Origin of the sequence: [Actinomadura] parvosata subsp. kistnae, assembly GCF_900323885.1 — a bacterium.
Taxonomy (GTDB): Bacteria; Actinomycetota; Actinomycetes; order Streptosporangiales; family Streptosporangiaceae; genus Nonomuraea; species Nonomuraea composti.
On record NZ_OOHJ01000012.1, the window covers coordinates 1 to 18,715 of the forward strand.

The window sequence follows — 18,715 nt, forward strand, 5'->3', positions numbered from 1 at the left end:
TGCCGATCCTGCCGCGCCCGGCGTAGGGGCGGACCGCGTCCAGAAGCATGCGGTGGGCCAGGTCGGCGTACTCCGCCATGGGCGTGCGCCGCGGCAGCTCCAGCGGGGTGATGCGGTCGAAGACGCGGCGGGTGGTGCTGCGGGTGTCCATGACGACCAGCTCGCCGGGGCCTACGGGCGCGGCTGCCGGTAGACGAAGACGTCGTCGCCCGGCAGCAGCGCCACAGTGCCTGCTCGTCCAGGTCGTCCGGCGTTCCGTCGAGCAGGTCCAGCGGATCGGTCGACCAGCGCACGCGTGAGCCTTCCCGCCGGTACAGCAGCCCTTCGGGGGCCACCGCGTTGCGGAACAGGAAGACCTTGTCCGTGGTGACCAGGCAGCCGGCGAGCGGCCCGGGGACGGCGGCCAGCTCGTCGTCGTGGCCGCTTTCCAGGGCCTCGATGACGCGCCGCGTCCACGAGCGGGTCACCGGCCCGTGCAGGACGCCGGACAGCGTGAGATGGCGGCCGGCGCCGTCCACGGGTGGCGCCGGCACGCCGCTCGCGCCGGCCCTGGTCCACTGGACGGCCACGTCTCCGGGGCGGGAAAGGCGTTCCCCGTAGGGGCGGCACTCGTACGTGACGGGCCGGCCCAGCCGCACGTCGCCGTAACACCCGGATAATCTCCTGTCAGTACCACAGCCACTGCCGCGACCTCTCCTCTTCAGTTTTCCAGAATGCGCCGAGCCGTTTCGATCCTCTTCCCGGAAAGCGGCTTTCCGGGAAGAGGACCGAGAAGGAATCAGATCAGCAGCGTGCGGTGGGCCGGATTGTCACTGAGCAGGATGAAGCCCAGGTGCGTCAGCTCCTCAACCGCCCCCAGGACCTCTACTTTCGGCTCTGTGTACGTCAGCATGGCGACTCCCTTACCGCTCGGATATCCCGATAGCCATGGAACTGTAATATCGCCGGGGAGAGTGATCAAATGGCCGGTCCGAATTCGCGGCCCCGTCCTTTTCCCTGCTCAGTGCCGCCGCCGAAAACGACGAAGCGGCATGGCCCATTCACCAAAACGCCGTGAGCAGGGAGGCCGCGGGCGGGTTTCATCCCTATTACCGGACGGCAGTCGGACCTGTCCGGCGGGTAAGCCCTCCGCAACGGCGCCGAAGGCATCATCGGGAGCGCCGGGAAACGCGGTCATCGCCGAATCCGATCGCCCCGCCAAGTTTCGCGGGATCAATCCGGCAGGCGGCGGAGAAAGTCGCGGACCAAGGCCGCGATCTGCGCGCCACGTGTCTCCAAGGCGAAGTGACCGGCGTCCAGGAGTTGAACGTGGGCGTTCTTCGCGTCACGGGTGAAGGCCAGTGCCCCGTCCGGCCCGAAGATTTCGTCGTGGCGGCCCCAGACGGCCAGCAGCGGCGGCTGGTGAGTGCGTAGGTACTCCTGCCAGCGCGGGTACTGCGGCGGATTGGTGGCGTAGTCGAGGAAGAGGGCGAGCTGGATGGCGTGGCTGCCGGGCCGGTCGAGCACGGCCTGATCCAGGGCCGCCTTGTCCGGGTTGACGAGGGTGGTGTCGCGCACGCCGTGCGTGTACTGCCAATGGGTGGCCTCCCTGGTGTAGTAGCCGAGCAGGGCGTCGGTGTTGGCCTGCGACGGGTCGGTCCATGCCGTTTTGAACGGCTCCCAGAACGCGGTCAGGCCCTCTTCGTAGGCGTTGCCGTTCTGGCTGACGATGCCGGTGACCCGCTCAGGGTGGCGCAGTGCGAGGCGGAAGCCGACCGGTGCGCCGTAGTCGTGCACGTAGATCGCGTACCTGGTGACGCCGATGGCGTCGAGCAGCCGGTCCACCAGGTCGGCGAGGTGGTCGAAGGTGTACTCCCATGCGTCGGCGTCGGGGGCGGAGCTGTGACCGAAGCCGGGGTAGTCGGGCGCGATGAGGTGGAACTCGTCGGACAGTGTGGCCATCAGCTCCTGGTAGGCCACCGACGAGGTGGGGAAGCCGTGCAGGAGCACGAGGGTGGGGGCGGACGGGTCGCCGGCCTCGCGGTAGAAGATGTCGAGTCCGTCGATCGGCACGGTGCGGTAGCGCATGCTCAGAACCCTTTCTAACCAGCTAAATTAAATTTGACGGTTAAGTGGTAGCATGGCTGTCGTTAACCTGTCAAACCGACTTTGGGGGTTAAGGTGAGAGTGCGGCCACTGAAGGGGAGCCCATCGCGCTGGACCTGGTCGACACCGTCTGGGTGGAGCACGGGGCGCTGGTCGACCAGTTCGACGCCCTGGAAGGGGTTCGTGCGTGGCTGGCCGAGCACGGCTGGGACGGCGACGGTGAGGTGGAGGGGGTGCGCGAGCGGCTGTTGGAGGCCCGTGCCGCGCTGCGGGACGCGCTGGAGGGCCGCGGGTCCGACCGGCTCAACGCCGTCCTCGACCATGGCGCGTGGCGGCCCCGGATGCGGGGCGGGGAGCCGTACGAGGAGGTGGTCGTGGACGAGACGGCCTGGTGGCCCGGGTGGGTGGCGGCGGCCGGCTTCGTCCGGATGATGGGCGAGCGTGCGGAGCGGGTGCGCAAGTGTGCCAATCCGCAGTGTGTGCTGTGGTTCCTGGACGTGAGCAAGAACGGCAGTCGCCGCTGGTGCTCGATGGAGGCTTGCGGCAACCGGGCCAAGGTGGGCCGCTTCCACCAGCGCAACAGGAGTACCGGCGGCCCGAGCGCGTGACCGGCCGCGACCGGTGATGGTTCACCGGTCGCCGCACTGCCGGCCGCCGGATCTCAGCGTTCGAGGCTGAGTGCCCTGCCCCCTATGACAGGTTCTTCCTACGGCCGGCCGGTGTCAGGTCGACGAGCTTGCCGGCGATGCCGCGGTCGCGGAACGCCCGCACGAGCGACCGCATGTCCTCGGAATAGATGTTCCAGCTGTCGGTGTGCACCGCGACCACCTTGCGGGGGTCGAGGTCCTTCGCTACCTGAGCCGCCCTCTTCGAGGTGAGGGTCAGCGGCGCGTTGTCGAGGATCGCCTCGGTGCGGGCGGCGCCCGCGAAGAGGACGGCCGTGTCGATGCGGCCGATCCGCCGCTTGATCCGGTCGCCGACCTGCCTGGCGACCTTGACCGAGGCGTTGTCCCCGGAGACGTAGGTGGTGGGGACGCCCTTGCCGCTGAGCACGAAGCCGGTGACCTCGCCGTCCTCGCCGCGGTCCACGCCGTCGGGACCGTGCAGGGCGGGCACCGCGGTCACCTCGATCGAGCCGTACGGCGTCCGAAGCTTCCTGGAGCTCCAGCTCTTCATGCCGGTGATGTGGGTGCCCAGGCGCTTCCGCGCGCCGGGCGTGGAGAACACGACCGGCACCTTCTTGAGCAGCTCGCGGCCCGTGTCGTCGAGGTTGTCGTCGTGCTGGCCGTGGGAGAGCAGCACGGCGTCGATCCTGCCGATCTCGTCGACGCCCAACGCGGGAGCCTGCGTCTTCTCCAGGCCGCTCGGATACTTCTTGGGCTCATCGAAGGTCGGGTCGAGCAGGATGCGCGCGCCGGCGATCTCCAGGATCGCGGTAGGCCCGCCGATGTGCGTCACGGTGAACGCGTGGCTACCGGACGGGCGGGACTCGGCGGCGGCGCCACCGGCGAGGAGGGTCGCGCTCATGGCGGAGGCGACGGCGACCGAGGCGGCGCGGAGAAGGGCGGCCGAACGGTTCATGGGGAACACCAGCTTTCACGTATGCACGGCCGGCCTGCTCTGCGGCAGCCCGGCCTCCAGATGTTCGCAACGCTAACATGAAACGTAAGCGAAGCTACAAACGGAATGATGCGGGCACCTCGGGGCGAGATCCGCGCTGTTAGCGGTGCTAACATGGGGTCATGTCGACGGCACGAGAGCGCATCCTGGAAGCCACCTCGGAACTGCTCGCCACCAAGGACGCGCTGGCGGTCTCCACCCGGGCCATCTGCGACCGGGCCGGCGTCGGCATGCCCGAGATCTACCGCCAGTTCGGCGACAAGCAGGGACTGCTCGCTGCGGTGGCCGACCTCGGCTTCGAGCGCTTCCTCGCCAATAAGAGGCGAAACCCGCTCACCCACGACCCGGTCGCGGACCTGCGCACGGCCTGGGACAGCCACGTCACGTTCGCGCTGGCTAACCCGCACCTCTACCGGTTGATGTTCACCCCCGTGGGAGACGCCAAACCGCGGGCGATCAAGGAAGCCCAGGCCCTGCTCCTGTCGGCCGTGGAGCGCTGCCGCCAGGCGGGCCGGCTCCGCACCAGCCCCGAGCTCGCCAGCCAATCGATCCTGTCGGCCAACGTGGGCGTGTGCCTGATGGCGCTGTCCTTCCCCGAGTTGTTCGGGGGCCTCGACATCTCGCAGTGCGTCCGCGACGCGGTGATCGCGACGCTCACCGGAGACGAACGGCAGGACACCCGTGTCACCACCGCGACCATCCTCGCCCAAACCTTGCTCGACACCCTCACCGGCGCCCGCCCTCGAACCCCGCCGCCCTCGACCACCTCATCCGCACCCTGCACTCTCCATCCCCTTGAATCGAGCGGGCTTGATTTGAGTAAATTGCGGCCTATGTCCTAGTAGGTGTCTCGCCAGGTTGGCATTGTTTCGTCCGTTATGCGCTTGGTCAGGTTGCTGACCGACGCGTGGCGGAAAACTGGTGGGAAGAGTTTCGTCGCGAGTTAAGTGCCGATACAGCATGAGCTAGCCCAGGCTTCTTTCGGGCGACCCGGCGGCGTTTGACGACTTGAAATCCCCGAGTGTCGGGTTTTCTGGAGGCGACTTCGACGTTGATGTCCAATTAAGCGCCCCAGGGGTAAGATCACTGAGTTAATCTACGCTGTAAAGGCCGCGGCTTGTGTGAGAGCTCTCGCAGGACAATCCGTACGAGTTGACCTGCCCTTACCAGTAGTTCCACATGTCATCGGCTCGCTGAGCGGCCGCATCGCGTCGGCCAGTCGATAGCGGTGTCTTGGTCCTTGAGGCTGTTCGAACTGTCAAGATCGGCCGATTCAACGCCTACGCGGTACGCGTGTGACGCCGGCCGGCAGTTTTGCTCTCGGAGCTTATGGGCGAACACGTCAAGGTCGCTTTCGGTGCCGAAGGGTGTCGCCGCCAGGGCCAGTATCAATCCCGGGTGTTGCCGGGTCGTGTGGTCGGCGCTGTGCGCTTGCGGGTCTCTGCCTCCACGGGGGCGTGGCCCCCCTTGAGCGGCTTGGCTCATCGGACATCTCTTGCGGCGGCTCTCCGTGTAGCGCGCCTCGTGATGATCGCCATGGCTATCGCGGTGAGCGCCAGGGCTGAGTGCACGGGGTTTCCGGGGAGTAACACGATCAAGATGAATGCCACCCTGCGCCCGCTCGCAGAGCCGATGGCCACTGCGGCTGCCGGTAGCAGAACGGCAAGGAGGAGAATGCAGGCCATCGGTGCACTGTCATCGGGCATGACGAACACCAGGAGGTTGCCTGCCAGCAGTGCGGCGAATCCGGCGGTCATCCAGGTCAGCGTCTTGCCGAACGACAGAGAAGCGGCCTTGGGGTCGATCGCAAGGGTCGCCAGGATGGCGAGGAGGATGTGGGCCGACTCGACGAGGGCGATGCCGCCGATGTAGGCCATTCCGGTATCCAGAGTGACATGATGGGGGGCCAGGTCCAGGCCAGATGTGACAGCCGGATCGTGGGGCGGTGTCGTGACCAGGTAGGCGTGCGCGAACACCCAGGTCCAGGCGCAAGCCGCGGCGAGCCGTCGCTGCCGATGCCAGGCGAGGGCCGCGATCAGCAGGTACGGGAGCGCGAACGCAAGTAGTTGCACGACGACATGGCCGGGGGAGTTCACGATCCGTATGCCGGAGCGGGCGTCGAGCAACCATCGGGCGGCGAAGCTCGCGGTGCCGGCTAGGTCTCGGGTGAACAGGGCAAGTGGCCCGAGCAGGGCAGCGAGGTTGACGGCTCGCCGCCAGTGGGGTGCCGAAGGGGCCCCGATGACGTGATGGATGCGTACGCGCAGGCCGCCGCGGATGAGATCCAGGGCATCAGATAGCGCAGGACGCTGCTGGGCGGGCGCCGCGCTTTGGAGAAGAACCGCGAGCATCTCCTGTTCATGGAGCCGGCGGTGCCACTGGGACCACCTCAACAGGTCGCGGTAGCGCCGCTCCAGGGAGGTCACCGGGCCTCCTGGGACGATAGCGGGAGGGGGAACGGGCTGAAGGCGGTACTTGGGGGGATGCCCAGCCGGGCGAAGGCGGTCTCGGCGTGGCGGTGCAGTCGCTGTGCTTCGGCGGACAGCCGGGAGGTGCCCTCAGCGGTCAGGCGGTAGTAGCGTCGCGCGCGACCGTCGACGATTTCCTCCCGGTCGGTCTGGATGAGCCCTTCGCCTTCGAGGCGGTCGAGCGCGGCGTACAAGGTGCCGGTGCGCAGCCGTACCTTCCCATCGGATATCCGTGCGACATCGGTCATGATGCCGTAGCCGTGCTGGGGTTGCGCAGCCAGGGCGGTCAAGATCAGAAACGTTGGCTCCTGCATTGATCGCATAGTCATGTCATCTACATATACTGCACGGCAGTCTATGGCAATGGGGATGCTGAGCCCTCAGGGCCGGTCGGTTCACCGGTTGTGAGGCACTGGCCTACCGTGAGCGACAGCCTTGCCATTCTGTGCCCCGTTTCTGGGCAGCACGGCGGTCTGCTGTGTCGTTCGGGCGCGGAAGCCATAGAGGACGGCAACAGCCGTTTTCATGTGCCGGGCGCCCCCTTGCCTCGCGGCCCGTAGCCGGTCTATGGGGGAGAGGAGGACTGCTGCTGGCATCGAACGGAGTAGTCCGGTCAGCAATTTGACGCCGAGGGCCTCGACGACGACAGACAGGGTATTGCCATGGCCGTCAGGCACTTCGTCAACGCCCTGGAGCACCTGCCCGGCGCCGGCCAGTTGACGGACGTCATGCAAGCGCGGCTGCTGTGCGTCGACAGGGGCGATGAGGTGAGCGACTGGAGCGCAGCATCCGTGACGGCGAGGTTCGACATGGGAACGAGGTCCGACCCCGGCAACTGAGCCGGCAGATCGCTACTTCAGGGGCACATCGGCGCAGTCGAAGCAAGATCGACTCGGCTGCGCCGGGGTCTTCGCAGGCCGAACTTGTTCGTCATCGCCCGGACTGTTGCCGTGTCGTGAGGGTGTGGAGCCTTTGACGGTCTTGCCGACGGGGTGCGGGCCGGCGGTTCTTGGTGCCCTGCCGCCAGCTCACTCGGCGCAGGCTGCGCCGTCCGGGGGGCCCAGGACTCTACTGACGGGTAGCTACGCTAAGGACGGATCCGCAGGTCGGCAGGGCGGGGTTGCTCGGCGTTTGGTTGGTCTCGATTTGGGTGTACTGATCGGTAGTGGCTGTCTGCATCCATAGCGTCGCGTTCTGTGGCTGTTGACTATCTCTCGGACGAGCAGGTCCGGCGGTATGGGGCGTTTGTGGCCGACCCGACGCCCGAGGAGCTGGAGCAGTTCTTCTTCCTTGATGAGCAGGGGCTGGTGGAGGCTCGGAAGAAGCGGCGCAAGCACAATCGGCTGGGCTGGAGCGTTCAGTGGGGCATCGTACGGATGCTGGGGACGTTCCTGGAGGATCCGATCGAGGTTCCGTGGGCGGTGGTCGACTACGTCGCCGAGCAGCTGGGGATCGACGATCCGTCGTGTATCAAGCAGTACGCCGAGCGGAGTGAGACGCAGTACGAGCACACGGGCGAGATCCGGAAGTTGTTGAAGGTCTGGGAGTTCGCCGAGGCCGAGGAGGAGATCGTGCGGTTCGTCGCCTCGCGGGTGGCCACGACGCGGGACTCGCGGCGGGAGTTGTTTGACCGGGCGGTGCTTCATCTGATCGAGAAGCGGGTGCAGCTGCCGGGGATCACGACGTTGGCGCGGCTGGTGCGGGATGTGCAGTTGTCGGCGCTGGAGGAGATCAACACGGCGGTGGTGGCGCCGACGCCGGTGCATACGCGGCGGGAGCTGATCGGCACGCTGGAGGTGCCGGAAGGCAGGAGGGTCTCGACGCTGGAGTGGATGCGTACCCCGGTGGTGAAGCTGACCGGCAACGGGATGGTCGCTGCGCTGGATCGCACCTCCTGCGTGCTGGGGCTGGGGACGGGTGCGGTGGATCTGTCGGCGGTCGCGCCGGTGAAGCTGGCGGAGCTGGTCTCCTACGGGCTGCATGCCAAGGCCCCCAAGATCAAGAGTTTGAAGGGTGAGCGGCGGGTCGCGACGCTGGTGGCGACGGCACGGCAGTTGGAGCGGTCGTCGGTGGATGACGCGCTACTGCTGTTCGACCTGCTGATGTCGACGAAGCTGCTGTCGGGGGCGACCCGGGCGAGCAACAAGGAGAAGCTGAAGACCTTCCCGAAGCTGAAGACGGCGGCGTCCCGCATGGCGGCGGCGTGGGCGATCGTCCTGGCGGAGCGGCCCGAGGGTGAGGGGCCGGCGTCGGTCGCGGAGATGATGGCCGCGGTCGAGACCGTGGTGTCCAGGGCGGAGCTGGCCGCCGCGGTGGAGTCGGTGCGCGAGTTGCTGCCGCCGCCGGGCGGTGACGACGACGGCGATGCCGAATGGCGGGCGTCGCTGGTCGATCGGTACGCGACGGTGAGGCCGTTCATCGACATGCTGTCGGCGGTGATCCCCTGGGGTGCGACCGAGGCCGGCACCGAGGTCCTTTCCGCGCTGCGTGGCCTGCCGAAGGTGATCGCGGCCCGCAAGCCGGGCGCCGAGCACATCCGGGGGTTCGAGGGCCTGGTGACGGGGTCGTGGCGTCGGCTGGTGTTCGCCAATCCGAAGCTGCAGGCCCCGGCGATCGACCGGCCCGCCTACGTGTTCTGCGTGCTGGAGTTGCTGCACGACGCGTTGCGCCGCCGGGACGTGTACGCGGTCGGTTCCGACAAGTGGGCCGATCCGCGTGTCCAGCTGATCGAACCCCTGTTGTGGGTGCGGGAGCGGGACACGGTGCTGACCGCGCTCGGCCTCCCGGCGGATCCCGCCGAGCACCTGGCCGACCTCGCCGACCTTCTGGACGGCGCGTGCCGGCAGGTTGGGGAGGGTCTGGCGGGCAACGACGCGGCCAGGATCTCGGGCGGGAAGCTGTCGCTGGCCCGGCTGGAGGCGGCCCCGCACCCCGAGGGTTTCGCCGCGATCCACGACGCGGTCGCGGGGATGCTGCCCCGGATCGACTACCCGGAGCTGATCTTGGAGGTCAACGCCCGGACGGGGTTCTTGGACGCGATGCCGCACATCTCCGGGTCGCAGGCGCGCCGCGAGGACCTCGATCTGAGCCTGGCGGCGTTGCTGGTGGCCCGGTCGTGCAACATCGGGCTGACGCCGGTCGCCAAGCCCGGCATCGCCGCGTTGGGCGAGAGCCGCCTGGTCGGGGTGGAGAAGGGCTACTTCCACGGTGAGGGCATCGGGAAGGCCTCCGCGATCCTGGTGGACAAGCAGGCCGGCATCGAGATCACTGCGGACTGGGGCGGCGGCCTGGTCGCCTCCACCGACGGGCTGCGGTTCGTCGTCCCCGTCCGTTCCCTGCACTCGCGGCCGTCTCCGCTGTACTTCGGGATCGGGAAGCGGCCGCGCGGCACGACCTGGCTGAACACCGTATCGGACAAGGTGATGGGGCTCGGCGGTCTGGTGGTGCCAGGGACGATGCGGGACTCGATGTTCATCCTGGATGCCATCCACCGCCTGGACGCCACCGAGCCGCCCGACATCGTCACGACCGACACCGGCTCTTACAGCGACGTCGTCTACGGCATGTTCGCGATCTGCGGCTACCAGTTCGCGCCCCGTCATGCCGACATCACCGACACCCAGCTGTGGTGGGTCGACGCCGCCATGCTGAAGGGCGAGATCACCCGCGACCATCGCGGCTCCAACGGGTGGGGCGCGTTCAACGAGCTTCAGCTGTGGCGGGTGTCGGTCCCTGCGATCGTCCAGTACTGGGATGATATGGTCCGGGTCGCCGGATCGTTGTCGACGAACAAGGTCCGCGCCTATGACTTGATCAAGATGATGACCGCGGGCGGGCGGCTCACCGGTCTGGGCAACGCGTTCGCCGCCTACGGCCGGATTTTCAAGACGCTGCACCTGCTCCAGATCATCCACCTCGAGTCCTACCGGCGGATGATCGGCGCCCAGCTCAACACCGGAGAGTCCCGCCACCAGCTCGCCCGCCGCGTGTTCTTCGGCAACCTCGGGCAGCTGCGCCAAGCCTATGAACGCGGTATGGAGAACCAGCTCGGCGCCCTCGGCCTCGGCTTGAATGCGATCACTTGGTGGAACAGCCTCTACATCGACGCCGCCGTCGCCCGGCTGGAGGCCGACGGCCTGGGCATCAGCCGTGAGATCAAGGCCCGGCTGTCACCTCTGCTGTTCGAGCACGTCAATTTCCACGGCTCCTACCCCTTCCACCGCCCCCATCTGGAGGAAGGACGCCTGCGGGACCTGCGCGAGCCCAACGCCGTCGAGGACGAGCCGGAGGAATAGGGCACCCGATGAGCGACGACTCCCCTCCGGGCCCGGACGCGGCACGGGCCGGGCTCGGCTTCACCGTGCTGTCCCGCTCCGACGGATGGCCCGCCCTGCTCGGACGGCGGCCCCTGAACCGTGCCGAGCGTGCCGAGCTGCGGCGTGCGCTGGACGCTGAACCCGAGCCCGGCAGCACCGACACCACCCCGGACCCTCTGTTCCTGGCCTACCTGACCATCGACGGCCTGGACCGCGAAGGCGACCCGCGTAAGGCGATGCGGCTGCGCGGCCGGATCCTCGCGGCCGCGCGCAGCGCCGCCGAACAGCGCCGCACCACCTTCCACGCCACCGAGACCACGGTGACGGTCGGGATCTACGGCACGGACGCCGCCGCCCGGATCACCGTGCTGCGCACCGCGTTGGCCGCGCTCGTCACCAAGCACGGGCTGGCCGCCCGCGACGAACCATGGTGAGTATGCGGCGTTCCTGGCCTTGTCCGTACGGGGCGCGATACGGCCCTTAGAGGGTGGAGGAACGGCGCCGTGCGATAAGCCCGTTCGCCCAGCTCACTGGCGGTGGGTGAAGGGCAGCGGCGGAGCGGGCCGTTTGAGCAGGCGTTCGGGGGCCCCGGCCTGGTAACAGGGGCAAAGGCCGGCGGTGGCCGGCACGCATGGCCTATCGCGATCGGGTTATCGGGCCGACCGGTTGTGGTGGTGCAGACTCGCTGGCTGCGCCGCCGTACCGGCGGCCATCGTCATGTGGTGTCGGTTTGTGGGGGATCGTCGGGAAGTGCGGCGCCGCAGGCGTTCGGCGGCCTACGATCGGGTCCCTGGACCGGTCTCGGGGCAGGCACGTCATGACCAGGGGCGCACCGTCACGGCCGGAGGTGCCGCACATCACCGCCTACACCGAGGACGAGATATCGCTTCCGCTGGTGTTCGTGGCCGATCCGGGCGCCACGGACGGGATTCGGCTCAGCTACGCCGACGCGACACCGCAGGACTTCCAGTTCGGGGTGCTCTGGGCATGTCATGGGCCGCATCGGAAAGGCCGCGCAGACTTCTGCATGATCCACAGCCTGCCCCGCCGCCCCGCGCGGCGCGATGTAGGCCCTTGAGCCGGGGTACGGCGGTGACGGCTTACTGACGGAGCTGCCTGGGACAGCTTCACCCCGGATGGCGGCAACGCGGTTGATGCTCTTCGCCACAGGGAGCGAATCGAGGGACCCGCGTTGCCGCTCCTACCAAGGCTCATGCTGCCCCTGCCGTACCTCTGGCTGATCATCACGGGGCGCAGCATACGGCACTGACCCACCGCGCCGGCGTGCCGGAACCCTTTCATCAGCCGGCCATGATACGATGCCGACTTGTTGACGTATTTTGCGAAATTGGTCAACAAGCCGACAGGGGAGGCCAGGTCGATGCTGCCCTCGGAACTCCCGCGGAGGTCGCGGCGCAAAGCGCGAGAAGCGCCCGGCCATGCCCTGGAAAGGCAGCTCATCGTGACAAACGCTCGGCAGCTCTCCCGCGACGCACGACATGCGCTGCGGGAGGGGCCTGCGGCGATCGAAAGGCGGCAACGCGCCCGCCTCGCCGAGATCGTCACCTACGCCCGCGCGCACTCGCCCTACTTACGGCGTCTGTACCGCGACGTGCCGGAACAGGCCGACGACCCGGCCCTGGTTCCCGTCACCGACAAGAAGACCCTGATGGCGCACTTCGACGAGTGGGTCACCGACCCGGAGGTGACGCTGGAGAAGGCCGAAGCCTTCGTCTCCGACCCCGAGCGGGCAGGGGAGCGGTTCCTCGGGCGCTACCTGCTGGCGACCACGTCCGGCACCAGCGGGCTGCGCGGCATCTTCCTCTCCGATGAGCAGTGCATCGCCGTCGGCAACGCCGTCGGCGCCCGCGCCCGCGCCAAGCTGCGGATCGGCCAGATCATCCGTCTCATGCGCGGCATGGGGCGCAACGCGATCGTCACCGCACCCGGAGGCCATTTCTCCACCGTCGCCTCGGCGGCCCGGTTCCGGCGCGACCACCCGCGGCTCACCTGGATGTTGCGCGAATTCTCCATCCATCAGCCGCTCCCGGAACTCGTCGCCGGGCTCAACCACTACAACCCCAGCACCCTCGCCGGCTTCTCCAGCATGCTCGGGGTCCTGGCCCGGGAGCAGGAAGCGGGCCGGCTGCGCATTCACCCGGGGCTGGTCCTCGCCGGCGGTGAAGCGCTGACCGAACAGAACCGCGCCCGGATCGCCGGCGCCTTCCACGCTCAGGTGCGCTCGGCCTACGCCGCCACCGAATGCTCCTTCCTCGCCTACGGGTGCCCCCACGACTGGCTGCACGTCAACAGCGACTGGGCGTTGCTGGAACCGGTCGACGCCGAATTCCGGCCCGTCCCGGCCGACCGGCCCTCGCACACGGTCCTGCTGACCAACCTCGCCAACCGCGTGCAACCCATCCTGCGATACAACCTGGGCGACAATGTTCTGGTACGTCCGGACCCCTGTCCGTGCGGCAGCCCGCTACCGGCCGTACGGGTACAAGGCCGCGCCGCCGAGCTGCTGATCTTCCCCACGGAGGACGGCGAGGAGATCGCCATCTCACCCATGGCCTTCGGCACGCTGCTGGACCGCCTTCCCGGCATCCAGCAGTTCCAGCTCGTCCAGAGCAGGCCCGCCGAGCTGCGCATCCGCCTGAAAGCCGGGCACGGCACCGATCCCGACAGCCTCTGGCGCACCGTGCACGACACCCTCGCCGGCCTGCTGACCGAGCGTCAGGCCGGCCACGTCACGCTCGTTCGAGCCGACGAGCCGCCCGAGCAGTCCCCCGGCGGCAAGTTCCGCAGGATCATCCCCCTGTAACCGGTCAACAAGTCGACAAGGAGTGGCATGGAAGATCATGTGTCGGCAAGTCCCGACCCTCGCGCGGACCGGATCCTCGACGCGGCGGCGGACCTGCTGGTCCAGCGGGGCTACCGGAAAGTGGCTGTGGAGGACGTGGCGGCGCGGGCGTCGATCGGCAAGGGAACCGTCTACCTGCACTGGCCCACCAAGCGGCACCTGTTCGAGGCGGTGGTCGTGCGGGAGGGGATCGCCTACCTCGGGCAGCTGGCGGCCGAGCTCCGGCGCGATCCCGAAGCCGTGCTCCCGCATCGCCTGGCGGCGAGCACGTACCTGATCATCATGGGGCGCCCGGTGCTGCGGGCGCTGTCCACCGGGCGGGCGCCCGAGCTGGAGATCATGGGGCTCGACCACGGGCTGCTCGAACGCGAGCTGCTCATGCAGGAACGTCTGTTCGGCCTGCTGGCCGCGTCCGGGCTGATCCGCGCCGGCGTACCGGACCTCGTGTACACCATGAAGGCGTCGAGCATGGGGTTCTATCTGCTGGACTGGCTCGAGCCGCCCACGGCCCGCCTCGACCTGCGGCGGAAGGCCGACGCGCTGGCGTACACCGTCAAGCACGCCTTCGAGCCGCCGGTGCCGCCCGGCCGCGACGTCCTGGAAACCGTCGCGGAGCAGGCGATCGCGTTGCTGGAGGAGCCGCTGCCGCGCTACAGCGCCCAGATCTACACCTACGACAAGAAACAGCGGACGCCGTGAACCTCCGGCGGCTCACCCGGCAGAGAGGGGAAGACAGATGACCACTGCTCCGGCGATGACGCCCCCGGCGGGCGTCCTGTTAGAGGGGCGGGGGGTGGTCGTCACGGGCGCCGGGTCGGGCATCGGCGCGGCGTCCGCGGCGGCTCTGGCCGCCCGGGGAGCGCGGGTGTGCTGCGCGGACATCGACGTCGGCGGCGCGGAGCGCACGGCCGAGGAGATCACTGCGGCTGGTGGCGACGCGTTCGGCATGCGGGTTGACGTCACCTTGCCCGAGGACAACGAGGCGATGGTGCGCGAGACCATCGCCCGTTACGGCGCGGTGCACATCGCCCACCTCAATGCCGGAACGGGGGAGTCGTCGAGCGTCCTGGAGTATCCGCTGGACGCGTGGGACCGGACGATGGCCGTGTGCCTGCGAGGAGTTCTGCTCGGCCTGCAGGCGACGGGCCGGGCCATGGTGGAGGCGGGCGGAGGTTCGATCGTGGTCACCTCATCGACGGCCGGCCTGGTCGGTGTCCGGATGGCGGCGGCGTACTCGGCGGCGAAGCACGGGGTACTCGGACTCGTCAGAACGGCCGCCATGGAGCTTGGGCCGAAGGGCATCCGGGTCAACGCCATCTGCCCCGGATTCATCGCCAGCAACGACCTCATGCGCAAGCTGGGCGAGGAACGCGACGTCGGCAGCCGGTTCCCGCTCCGCCGCGCCGGCCACAGCGACGAGGTCGCGAACCTGGTGGCGTTCCTGGCCGGCGACGGCGCCTCGTTCATCAGCGGCGGCGTCTACACCATCGACGGAGGCTGGCTGGCGGGCCCGGAGGCCCGCCCGGACACCGCTCACACCTCCCATAACAACCAGAAGGAGCAGCATCGATGACCGTCACCGATCCGCCGGCCGACCCGATCCCGATGATCGGCGTCCAGCAGCTGCTGGCGCTTCCTCCCGCCGAGCTGCTAGCGCTGTGGAGGACGCTGCCCGCTCCGGACCTGAACGAGCTCGACGGCGAGTACGCCGGTTACATCCCCGCCCTCCATCTGCCGCCGGAACAGCTCCGGGGGACCATCGATTTCCTGTATCGGGAGAATTCCCCGCGCGGATCCTGGGTGGGAAAGGCGTTCAAGGCCGCCGGCGGGGCCACCAGCGAGGGATACAACGTCTTCCGGAGGCGCGCGGATGACGGCGCCGGTCAGGTCTTCCTCCGCCGGGGAAGGTTCGCCACCGGCATCGGTGAGTCGCATGTGGACGGCGGGCCCTCGCTGATGATGAGGTACGCCGCCTTCCCCAACGGGCTCGCTCTCACTGATCTCGTCGACGAGGTACGGCGCTACTCGACGGGGCTCTACGTCGCGACCGCGACCTCGCTGCCGGAGACGGGCGCCGAGCGTACCCGGCCAGATGGCTGCTTCCTGCTCGCAGGACCGATCAACCCGTGGATCGGCGCGGACGATTGAGACGGACCCGCAATGAACGATCTTGATATCGCGGACCGCTTCGAGATCCAGCAGGCGATCGGCCGCTACTCCCACGCCTTCGACAGCGGTGACGTCGAGGGGTGGGTCGGCTTGTTCGCTGACGACGGGATCTTCGAGGTCGTCCTTGTGGACCAGCCGGACCGGCGCGGCGTGTTCCAGGGCTCCGCCGAGCTTCGCCAGTTCGCGGAGTCGTCGATGGCAAGGGTCGGACACGTCCTGCACCATGTCTCAGGGATCGTGTTCGACGACATCACGGCTGATCGACCGTGCACTCGTACGACATTGATCGCCACCAGGCAGCACTCGGGCGGGCCCGCGATCACCACACACGGCACGTACGTCGATCACTGGTGCAGAACCGAAGGCGGATGGCGGATCCAGCACCGTCTCTATCTCGCGCTGGGATACGCCGGCACGCGACAGCCCTCTGGACCGTCGGCGCCATAGGATCTGGGGAGCCTGTGAGACTGCTGTCACCCGGTACACGCGATTGTGTTAGTGCTGGTCAGAGAGTCGCAGCGGCGATCTGCGCGTTACAGATCCTCGATGTAGCCGGCGGCGATGTCGTCGGGCGGGTTGGTGTAGAGGCGCAGGTAGCGGTCGTTGGCGTGGCCGAGGCGGCGTTCGAGTTCGGCGCGGTTGTGGCCGGAGGCTTGGGAGAGCTGGAAGGCGAAGGTGTGGCGGGCGTCGTGCGGGCGCAGGGTGCCGAGTTTGCGGTCGGGGTCGGGCGTCTGGGCGTCGTGCAGGCGGCCGATCTCGCCGACGATGGTGTTGATCGAGCGGGGTGACAGGCGGCCGTCGGGGCGGCGGGCGGCGATGGAGGCGGCCGACAGGAAGAGTGCTGTCGGAGTGGTGCTGGCCGTGGCGTCGCCGGGGCGTTCGTGTTGGAGGTAGTCGGCCAGGGCGTGGCGGGCGTCGCGGCCGAGGAAGACGGTGCGGCTGGTGCGGCCCTTGCCGCGTACGCCGGCCAGGCGCGCCTTCTTGGCCTGGCGCAGCCGGTCGGCCTCGGCCGGCTGCAGCTGGTCCAGGTCCAGGCCGACCAGTTCGGCGCGGCGCAGCCCGGTGCCGAACAGCAGGTAGATGATGGCCCGGTCGCGCAGCGGGCGGGCGTGGGCGTGGGTGCGCGGGCCGGCGCCGCGGTGGCGGCGGCCCTTGAGCTCGTGGAAGACCTCGATCCGGTCGACGATGTTCTTGACGGTGCGGACCTGGGCGGCGGCGAGTGCGCGCGGCTGCGGGGCGGGCAGCGGCAGCAGCGTGACTTTCTTGGTCGGGTCGCCGTGGCGCAGCAGCCCGTCGGGGGCGCGCGGTGATCCAGGTGAACAGCGCCGAGACGTGCGCGAGGTGGTTGTTGACTGTCGCGGCGGCCATCGGCGCCGCCCGCCCGTCGCGGCCGCGGTTGCCTGCGGCGGCCAGGTGGTCGCGCCAGGCCGCCACCTCGCGCGGGGTGACGGCCGAGAGCCGGTCGTGCCCGAGGCCGTCGGCGAGCCAGGTAGCGAAGCGCTGCAGATGCCGGGCGATCTTGGCGGTGACCTCCAGCGAGCGGACCCCTCGCACGGCCAGGTCGAGGTAGTGCTCGATCCAGTCGGGCAGGTTGTCGTCGGCCGGATCGAGCCGGTCGGGGAGCCCGACCACCTTTCGTGAAGTGACTTCGGCGCGATCCGGCCCGGCGGTCGAGGGCTGCGAGCTGGGGGTGGAGGACGGCATGCGGCCAGGTTACTTCACAGAAGGGTCATTTCCTGAAGAGAAGTGGCGCGGCGAGTTCCGGAGCCCGTCCTTAGCGTAGCTACCCGCCAGTAGAGTCCTGGGCCCCCGTCCGGCGGCCAGGGCCCGCTCGCGCAGGCTGGACGGGGTGCTGCGGTACTTGGCATCACGTGGTGGCCGTTGCCGGACCAGGGCACCGTCTCCGGGACGGCATCGGCGGCATACGGCTGGTGCAGATCCTCCGGATAGGCATCCGGAGGATCGGACCGAATGTTGGTGCTACGAGGCGTCAGGCAACAGCTCTGACCCGCCCGGATCAGTTTCGGCTCCGGGGTGGAGCACGGTGCTCGGTAACGGCGGCGATGGCCTCAGTTCCGGGTGACATGGCACATGGCGGTGCGGGGGTTCTGCTGCCTGGTTTTGCCCATGACGAACTGCAGCGGATCTTCGGCTTCGCCGAGGTGGGTGGCGGCGGCGCTGCGGCACGGCTGGGTTCAGGTCGAGCACGACGCGAGCGCGGTCGTGACCGAGGCCGGCGCGAATGAAATCGCAGAGGTGTACGACACAAAGTACGACACTCAGGAGTCAGATCCGTGGTACACCGGCTAGCATGAAACCATGCCGAGAAATCCGTCGTACAGCCTCAGCGACACCGCCCAAGATCTCATCGGAACGTGCGCCGACGCGGCCGGTCTCAGTCGTAGCGCCTGGGTCGAGAAGGCGGTCATCTACTACGCGCTCGTCACCGGCGCTCCCGCCGACCAGTCCGCCGACGAAGCCCTCACCGAAGCCCTAGGCGACGAACAGGAAGCCGCCGCCGCTGACGACGAGTTCCGCGAGCGAGGCGCGGCGTGATCCAGCTCCAGACCGGCGGGGTCTACCTGTATGCCCCCAAGGGCCTCAACCGGGAACGCCTGATGCTCGTCATCTCCGCGCCCGGCGTGGTGGACTCCCGCCGGCGGTTCGTCACCGGCCTCACCGTCATGTCCTCCCACGACCAGGACACCCTCACGGTCCCCATCACTGTCGAGGGCGTCCGCCGCTACGTCAACACCACCCAGCCGCAGCGCCTGATCCGTGACTGGTTCCTGGAATACCACGGCAGCCTCTCCCCCCAGGAGATGGAAGCCGTGCGAGCTTACCGCCGCCTCGCGGAGGACCTGTGATCGTCCGGGCAGCGCTCCGAACCCTTCGCCACGTTCGCCGCGGCGAAGTTCTCGTGCAGGTCTGCTCCGGCCACATGCCTGCTGCGATTCCGGCGCATTCTCGGCAAGCGGGCCGCCGAGAAGCTCAATGATCCAGCCCCTGAACAGCCGGAATCTTTGAGAGCGTCCAGGAGCCCCTCGCATTGCTCCTGGATTTCCCCGGCACCAAGAGAGCCGAGTTCGCCCGCCAGCGTGCGCTACAGAGAGATCATGAGCGAAGATCGCGAGACGCAAACCGGGCACCAGTCCCCGCCGAGCCGACGACGGCGATGAGCGGCGACAACTGCA

At 68.5% G+C, this 18,715-nt stretch carries 20 protein-coding genes and 1 pseudogene; 15 read left to right on the plus strand and 6 right to left on the minus strand.

Annotation, left to right across the window (positions count from 1 at the left end; translation table 11 throughout):
* Positions 1–1,212 precede the first annotated feature (1,212 nt).
* Positions 1,213–2,067 carry an alpha/beta fold hydrolase gene (locus tag KIS93_RS12905; RefSeq protein ID WP_222107449.1) on the minus strand — a complete coding sequence of 285 codons (855 nt, stop codon included), beginning with the start codon at positions 2,065–2,067 and terminating at the stop codon, positions 1,213–1,215.
* Between the two features lie 128 nt (positions 2,068–2,195).
* On the opposite strand from KIS93_RS12905, the gene KIS93_RS12910 reads away from it, so the two are divergent.
* Positions 2,196–2,693, plus strand: a complete 498-nt coding sequence (locus tag KIS93_RS12910; protein ID WP_281261965.1) for a CGNR zinc finger domain-containing protein — start codon at positions 2,196–2,198, stop codon at positions 2,691–2,693.
* 82 nt (positions 2,694–2,775) lie between these two features.
* On the opposite strand, the gene KIS93_RS12915 is transcribed toward KIS93_RS12910, so the two are convergent.
* The gene (locus KIS93_RS12915) at positions 2,776–3,666 is read right to left on the minus strand and encodes an MBL fold metallo-hydrolase (RefSeq protein ID WP_186404137.1); all 891 of its coding nucleotides are present in this window, start codon (positions 3,664–3,666) and stop codon (positions 2,776–2,778) included.
* A 161-nt stretch (positions 3,667–3,827) separates the two neighbouring features.
* On the opposite strand from KIS93_RS12915, the gene KIS93_RS12920 reads away from it, so the two are divergent.
* The gene (locus KIS93_RS12920) at positions 3,828–4,547 is read left to right on the plus strand and encodes a TetR/AcrR family transcriptional regulator (RefSeq protein WP_186404138.1); all 720 of its coding nucleotides are present in this window, start codon (positions 3,828–3,830) and stop codon (positions 4,545–4,547) included.
* Here KIS93_RS12920 and KIS93_RS65060 read toward each other — a convergent pair.
* The 3 genes and pseudogenes from KIS93_RS65060 to KIS93_RS12930 all read right to left on the minus strand — a co-directional run.
* Positions 4,544–4,767 (minus strand): annotated as a pseudogene (locus KIS93_RS65060) (IS5/IS1182 family transposase); the annotation flags it as partial. The gene KIS93_RS12920 and the pseudogene KIS93_RS65060 sit on opposite strands and share 4 nt — an antisense overlap.
* 419 nt (positions 4,768–5,186) lie before the next feature.
* Positions 5,187–6,131 (minus strand): hypothetical protein, encoded by a 945-nt coding sequence (locus KIS93_RS12925; protein WP_186404139.1) that lies wholly within the window; start codon positions 6,129–6,131, stop codon positions 5,187–5,189.
* Positions 6,128–6,487 (minus strand): PadR family transcriptional regulator, encoded by a 360-nt coding sequence (locus KIS93_RS12930; RefSeq protein ID WP_186404140.1) that lies wholly within the window; start codon positions 6,485–6,487, stop codon positions 6,128–6,130. Before KIS93_RS12930 ends, KIS93_RS12925 begins: the two co-directional genes overlap by 4 nt.
* Positions 6,488–6,835: 348 nt before the next feature.
* Here KIS93_RS12930 and KIS93_RS12935 point away from each other — a divergent pair, with 348 nt between their 5' ends.
* The 9 genes from KIS93_RS12935 (at position 6,836) to KIS93_RS12975 (ending at position 15,968) form a co-directional block, all read left to right on the plus strand.
* Positions 6,836–7,012, plus strand: coding sequence for a hypothetical protein (locus tag KIS93_RS12935; RefSeq protein WP_186404141.1), 177 nt, complete (start codon positions 6,836–6,838; stop codon positions 7,010–7,012).
* Between the two features lie 357 nt (positions 7,013–7,369).
* The gene (locus KIS93_RS12940) at positions 7,370–10,468 is read left to right on the plus strand and encodes a Tn3 family transposase (RefSeq protein WP_186404142.1); all 3,099 of its coding nucleotides are present in this window, start codon (positions 7,370–7,372) and stop codon (positions 10,466–10,468) included.
* 8 nt (positions 10,469–10,476) lie between these two features.
* A complete protein-coding gene (locus tag KIS93_RS12945; protein ID WP_186404143.1) occupies positions 10,477–10,923 on the plus strand; it encodes a hypothetical protein in 447 nt (148 codons plus the stop codon).
* Between the two features lie 413 nt (positions 10,924–11,336).
* On the plus strand, positions 11,337–11,567 hold the full coding sequence (locus tag KIS93_RS12950) for a hypothetical protein (protein WP_186404144.1): 231 nt from the start codon (positions 11,337–11,339) through the stop codon (positions 11,565–11,567).
* A gap of 384 nt (positions 11,568–11,951) precedes the next feature.
* The gene (locus KIS93_RS12955; protein ID WP_222107451.1) at positions 11,952–13,313 is read left to right on the plus strand and encodes a hypothetical protein; all 1,362 of its coding nucleotides are present in this window, start codon (positions 11,952–11,954) and stop codon (positions 13,311–13,313) included.
* 27 nt (positions 13,314–13,340) lie between these two features.
* On the plus strand, positions 13,341–14,051 hold the full coding sequence (locus KIS93_RS12960) for a TetR/AcrR family transcriptional regulator (RefSeq protein ID WP_186404145.1): 711 nt from the start codon (positions 13,341–13,343) through the stop codon (positions 14,049–14,051).
* Between the two features lie 37 nt (positions 14,052–14,088).
* The gene (locus KIS93_RS12965; protein ID WP_222107452.1) at positions 14,089–14,925 is read left to right on the plus strand and encodes an SDR family NAD(P)-dependent oxidoreductase; all 837 of its coding nucleotides are present in this window, start codon (positions 14,089–14,091) and stop codon (positions 14,923–14,925) included.
* On the plus strand, positions 14,922–15,500 hold the full coding sequence (locus tag KIS93_RS12970) for a hypothetical protein (protein WP_186404146.1): 579 nt from the start codon (positions 14,922–14,924) through the stop codon (positions 15,498–15,500). The genes KIS93_RS12965 and KIS93_RS12970 overlap by 4 nt, the downstream gene beginning before the upstream one ends.
* A gap of 12 nt (positions 15,501–15,512) precedes the next feature.
* A complete protein-coding gene (locus KIS93_RS12975) occupies positions 15,513–15,968 on the plus strand; it encodes a nuclear transport factor 2 family protein (protein WP_186404147.1) in 456 nt (151 codons plus the stop codon).
* Between the two features lie 86 nt (positions 15,969–16,054).
* On the opposite strand, the gene KIS93_RS68950 is transcribed toward KIS93_RS12975, so the two are convergent.
* A complete protein-coding gene (locus KIS93_RS68950) occupies positions 16,055–16,810 on the minus strand; it encodes a tyrosine-type recombinase/integrase (protein ID WP_420895863.1) in 756 nt (251 codons plus the stop codon).
* A gap of 43 nt (positions 16,811–16,853) precedes the next feature.
* Here KIS93_RS68950 and KIS93_RS65075 point away from each other — a divergent pair, with 43 nt between their 5' ends.
* From KIS93_RS65075 to KIS93_RS12995, 4 genes are all read left to right on the plus strand, one after another.
* The gene (locus tag KIS93_RS65075; protein ID WP_246005273.1) at positions 16,854–17,162 is read left to right on the plus strand and encodes a hypothetical protein; all 309 of its coding nucleotides are present in this window, start codon (positions 16,854–16,856) and stop codon (positions 17,160–17,162) included.
* A gap of 525 nt (positions 17,163–17,687) precedes the next feature.
* The gene (locus KIS93_RS12985; RefSeq protein WP_186404148.1) at positions 17,688–17,831 is read left to right on the plus strand and encodes a hypothetical protein; all 144 of its coding nucleotides are present in this window, start codon (positions 17,688–17,690) and stop codon (positions 17,829–17,831) included.
* Between the two features lie 9 nt (positions 17,832–17,840).
* Positions 17,841–18,077, plus strand: coding sequence for a hypothetical protein (locus KIS93_RS12990; protein WP_186404149.1), 237 nt, complete (start codon positions 17,841–17,843; stop codon positions 18,075–18,077).
* Positions 18,074–18,388, plus strand: coding sequence for a hypothetical protein (locus KIS93_RS12995; RefSeq protein WP_168022185.1), 315 nt, complete (start codon positions 18,074–18,076; stop codon positions 18,386–18,388). Before KIS93_RS12990 ends, KIS93_RS12995 begins: the two co-directional genes overlap by 4 nt.
* Positions 18,389–18,715 lie beyond the last annotated feature (327 nt).